Below are 3461 nucleotides of genomic sequence, written 5' to 3'. Positions count from 1 at the left end.
ANTATGNATAAAAGATACTTATTAGTAANNAANANTAANTATNNAANAAATACTTTATTTTTTTATACATTAGAAGAAGCAAAAATTACAGCGGAAGAAAACTCTTCTTTTAGAACAACTATTATTGATTTAGAAAATGAAAATATTAAATGACAAGGATGTGAATAATAATGATGAATTTAAAAGAATTATTAAATGAATTATTTGATAATTANCCAGAAGCGGCACAAGATTATAGTTTAGATATTTGAGATAGATATTACCTTGAATTTGAAAGAAAACGATTAACAGATGAAGAATTTGAAAACTTAAAACAAGTTTATTTTAGTAAACCAAAAAATAGTTTTATTGAAATGGAGGAAAAATAATGAATATAACAGAATCAATTAAATTTGACAAACTACAAGAAGAAAATGAAGCACTTAAAAAAGAACTTTCTGAAAAAGATAAAGAAATCAATAATTTAAAATTTGATAATAATATGGCAAAAAATTATATTAATAAACTAGAATCAAAACAATTATATAAAGAAAATTTTACAAAAGAAAAAATATTACAAGGTTTTGATTTTCGCCGTGGTTTGGTAGACACTTTTACAGATGGTTATGTTTTAAAAAATAGTTCAATATATAACAAATTAGATAGAAAGGAAGTGAAATAATGAATAAATTTATTGGAATTGGTAGAACAACAAAGAATATAGAAATTAAAAAAACACAAAATGGTAAAGAATATGCAATATTTCAATTAGCAATAACAAGGCCATATTCTACTCAAAAAGAAACTGATTTTATACCTTGTCAAGTTTGAAATAAACAAGCCGTAGTTTTACAAAAATATTGTCAAAAAGGTAGTCAAATTGCTATTACTGGTATTTTACAATCTTTTAAAGACAACGATAACAAAACACAGTGAATAGTCCGAGTATCTAATTATGAATTTTTACATACAAATAATGACTTAAAAAAAGATATATCTGAAAAATCAAATGAAATTATTGAACAAGAACAAGTAAATTATAATTCAGAAGATATTAAAGAATTATTTGGTGATAATAATGCCATTTTATGAGATTAAACCGTTATATATTTATAATGATAAATTACATAAATATAGTATTTTAATCCCTAGTGTAAGTCAAATTGTTAATATTTTATTGCCAAAAGATTTCTCACATATTGATAGTAATATTTTAAAATTAGCACAAATTCGTGGAAATTGTTTACATAATATGATTGATGTTTGAATAAAAAATAATTTTGATGATGAATTAATTGAGTTTATTGATTGTGATATAAAATCACATCGTGAATTATTTAAAAATTTTACAAAACTATATCAAGAAACTTTTAAAGATATTAAATTTAATTGTTATGAAACTGAAAAAACACTTTACGACCCTTTAATGTGTGGTACAACTGATTTTATTGGCATAACTACTGATAATGAATATGTAATATGTGATTGAAAAATTACCAGTTCTAATGAAAAAATTGATATTGAACGCTATATTTGACAATTAAAACTTTATTATTTATTAGAAAAAGATTTTTGTATAGATAGTAAAAAAATATTAATGATAATTATAAATCCAAAATTAAAAATAGTAATTAAAGAAAAAATTAATATTACTAAACAAGATTTAAAACAAATTAAAGAAGCCATTTTAATATGACAAGAAAGAGAGGAATGAGAAAATGCCACAAGAAACTAAAAAAACATTAAAAGCAAGTATTGGTGAAATACAACACGATTTATCATTATATTTAGAAAAAAATCAAACAATGCAAATGAATGGTAGAGTAATGTATAACTATTTTGGTGAAGCACAAGTATTAGAATTAGTTAAAAAAGAATTTAAAAAACATCATATTACATATATTTGGAGTTATGTAAAAGATACTTTAAAAGTAATTAATGATATCCCATATTTTGAAATGGAATTAACTTTATGTAAAGAAACAGAAGAAATTAAAACTTATTGACCTTTTACGGGTAAAAATACTGACCCTGCTAAAAGTATTGGTTCAGCATTAACTTATGGAGTTAAATATGTTTTAAGTAAATTATTAGGTTTACCAACCGAAGAATTAGACCCTGATAATAGTGAAATAAGTAAAATTAATTCTAAACAAGAAAAAGAACAAACAGAAATTATTAATAATTCAAATCCAAATTGAATGAGTGAACAACATTTTAATAAAATTAAAGATTTTATTACAAATACAAAAATAGAACAAAATATTATTTCAAAAGGTAAAAATTGAATAAAAGAAGAATTAAATGTTGAAAAATTATCACCAGTTCTAATTAGAAAACAAAGCGAAGATTTTTATTATCAATTTAAAGAAAGATTTTTAAAATAATGATAAAAATAGGTATTGACCCATCAGGAACCGGTACTACCGCTATTGTTATATATGAAGATAATAAATTAATTAAACAAAATGAATTTACTAGTAAATATTGAAAAGAACATTATAAATTTATTGATGAATTTATAGATGAATATTTATATTCAGATTATTATGTAAAAAATAAAGGTGAACTTTTTCCAAAAGGATTAAATATTGAAGATTGTTTATATACATCTGCTAATGCTAGTAAAGATAGAGATGATTTATTAAGATTACTGGGTGCGATTGAAAATACTTGAGTTAGTTATAATTGAGTATCACCACGCCATACTAAATCAGTTGTTAAAAATATGGAAAATTTAAGTAAATATAATGATAGCTGCTTATGAGAATTTGATAAAGATATTAAATTAACTTATCAATATGGTAAAGGTTGATTTTATAATAATCAAAAAATAAGTAATCATTTACGAGACACAATTATTATTGCTAATTATGACGGTAAATAATTATGAAACATTCATTTAATCAAAAAACCAGAAAATATTATTCTTGTAAAATTCGGAATATAAATGTTTACTTAAATGAGAATGAAGAAAAAGTTTGAAATGAATTAAATTTTGATACTTATTCGCAACGAATTGAATATCTTATTAATTTTTATATAAAACATAATAAAGAAAAATAAAAAATAACCTTAATTGGTTATTTTTTTAAATACTATTTGTTAGTTNTCNAATAGCATCNTTTTGTNNTTGTTTTTTGTCNTTTACTTTAACTTGNTTTTTAACATTTTTAATTTGACCTGTTTTTAANGCTAATTCTATTGCATAATCAGGTCCTCTTAAATGTTTTTCGTGAGCTATAACAGCAGTTCTTAATTCTCTGATTTCTGCTTTATATTTTTTAATTTTTTTAGCAGATAATCCAAGAATGCCAAGACTACCCATTCCACCAGCACCAGCTAATACAAGTAAAGCAATCATTAATGTTTCATTCATTTTCTTTATTTCCTTTCTTATCCTTACTCAAACAGTGGCCATCTATCCTTTCAGAACAAAATAATTTATAAATTAAACTATATAACCACCCAAANAATNTNTA

6 protein-coding genes are annotated in these 3461 nt (G+C 22.3%); all 6 read left to right on the top strand.

Annotated features, from left to right (window positions below):
- The first annotated feature begins 367 nt into the window (after nucleotides 1–367).
- Genes BST80_RS01210 through BST80_RS01185 form a run of 6 tightly spaced genes read left to right on the top strand, consistent with a single transcriptional unit; the run spans nucleotide 368 to nucleotide 3045 of the window.
- Complete coding sequence (locus BST80_RS01210; protein WP_415745597.1) at nucleotides 368–661, top strand: hypothetical protein; 294 nt, start codon at nucleotides 368–370, stop codon at nucleotides 659–661.
- Nucleotides 661–1077 (top strand): single-stranded DNA-binding protein, encoded by a 417-nt coding sequence (locus tag BST80_RS01205; protein WP_415745596.1) that lies wholly within the window; start codon nucleotides 661–663, stop codon nucleotides 1075–1077. Before BST80_RS01210 ends, BST80_RS01205 begins: the two co-directional genes overlap by 1 nt.
- Nucleotides 1058–1714 (top strand): hypothetical protein, encoded by a 657-nt coding sequence (locus BST80_RS01200; RefSeq protein WP_415745595.1) that lies wholly within the window; start codon nucleotides 1058–1060, stop codon nucleotides 1712–1714. Before BST80_RS01205 ends, BST80_RS01200 begins: the two co-directional genes overlap by 20 nt.
- Entirely contained in the window at nucleotides 1698–2366 is a 669-nt protein-coding gene (locus tag BST80_RS01195) for an ERF family protein (RefSeq protein WP_415745594.1), read from the top strand. Before BST80_RS01200 ends, BST80_RS01195 begins: the two co-directional genes overlap by 17 nt.
- A complete protein-coding gene (locus BST80_RS01190) occupies nucleotides 2366–2866 on the top strand; it encodes a hypothetical protein (protein WP_415745593.1) in 501 nt (166 codons plus the stop codon). The genes BST80_RS01195 and BST80_RS01190 overlap by 1 nt, the downstream gene beginning before the upstream one ends.
- A gap of 2 nt (nucleotides 2867–2868) precedes the next feature.
- Nucleotides 2869–3045: a hypothetical protein gene (locus BST80_RS01185; RefSeq protein ID WP_415745592.1), complete on the top strand. Its 177-nt coding sequence runs from the start codon at nucleotides 2869–2871 to the stop codon at nucleotides 3043–3045.
- The last annotated feature ends 416 nt before the right edge of the window (nucleotides 3046–3461 follow it).

It is taken from the genome of Spiroplasma sp. Moj (assembly GCF_016082285.1).
GTDB lineage: Bacteria > Bacillota_I > Bacilli_A > Mycoplasmatales > Mycoplasmataceae > Spiroplasma > Spiroplasma phoeniceum.
Note: the sequence above shows the minus strand (reverse complement) of the source record. Positions and strands in the feature narration are given on the sequence as shown.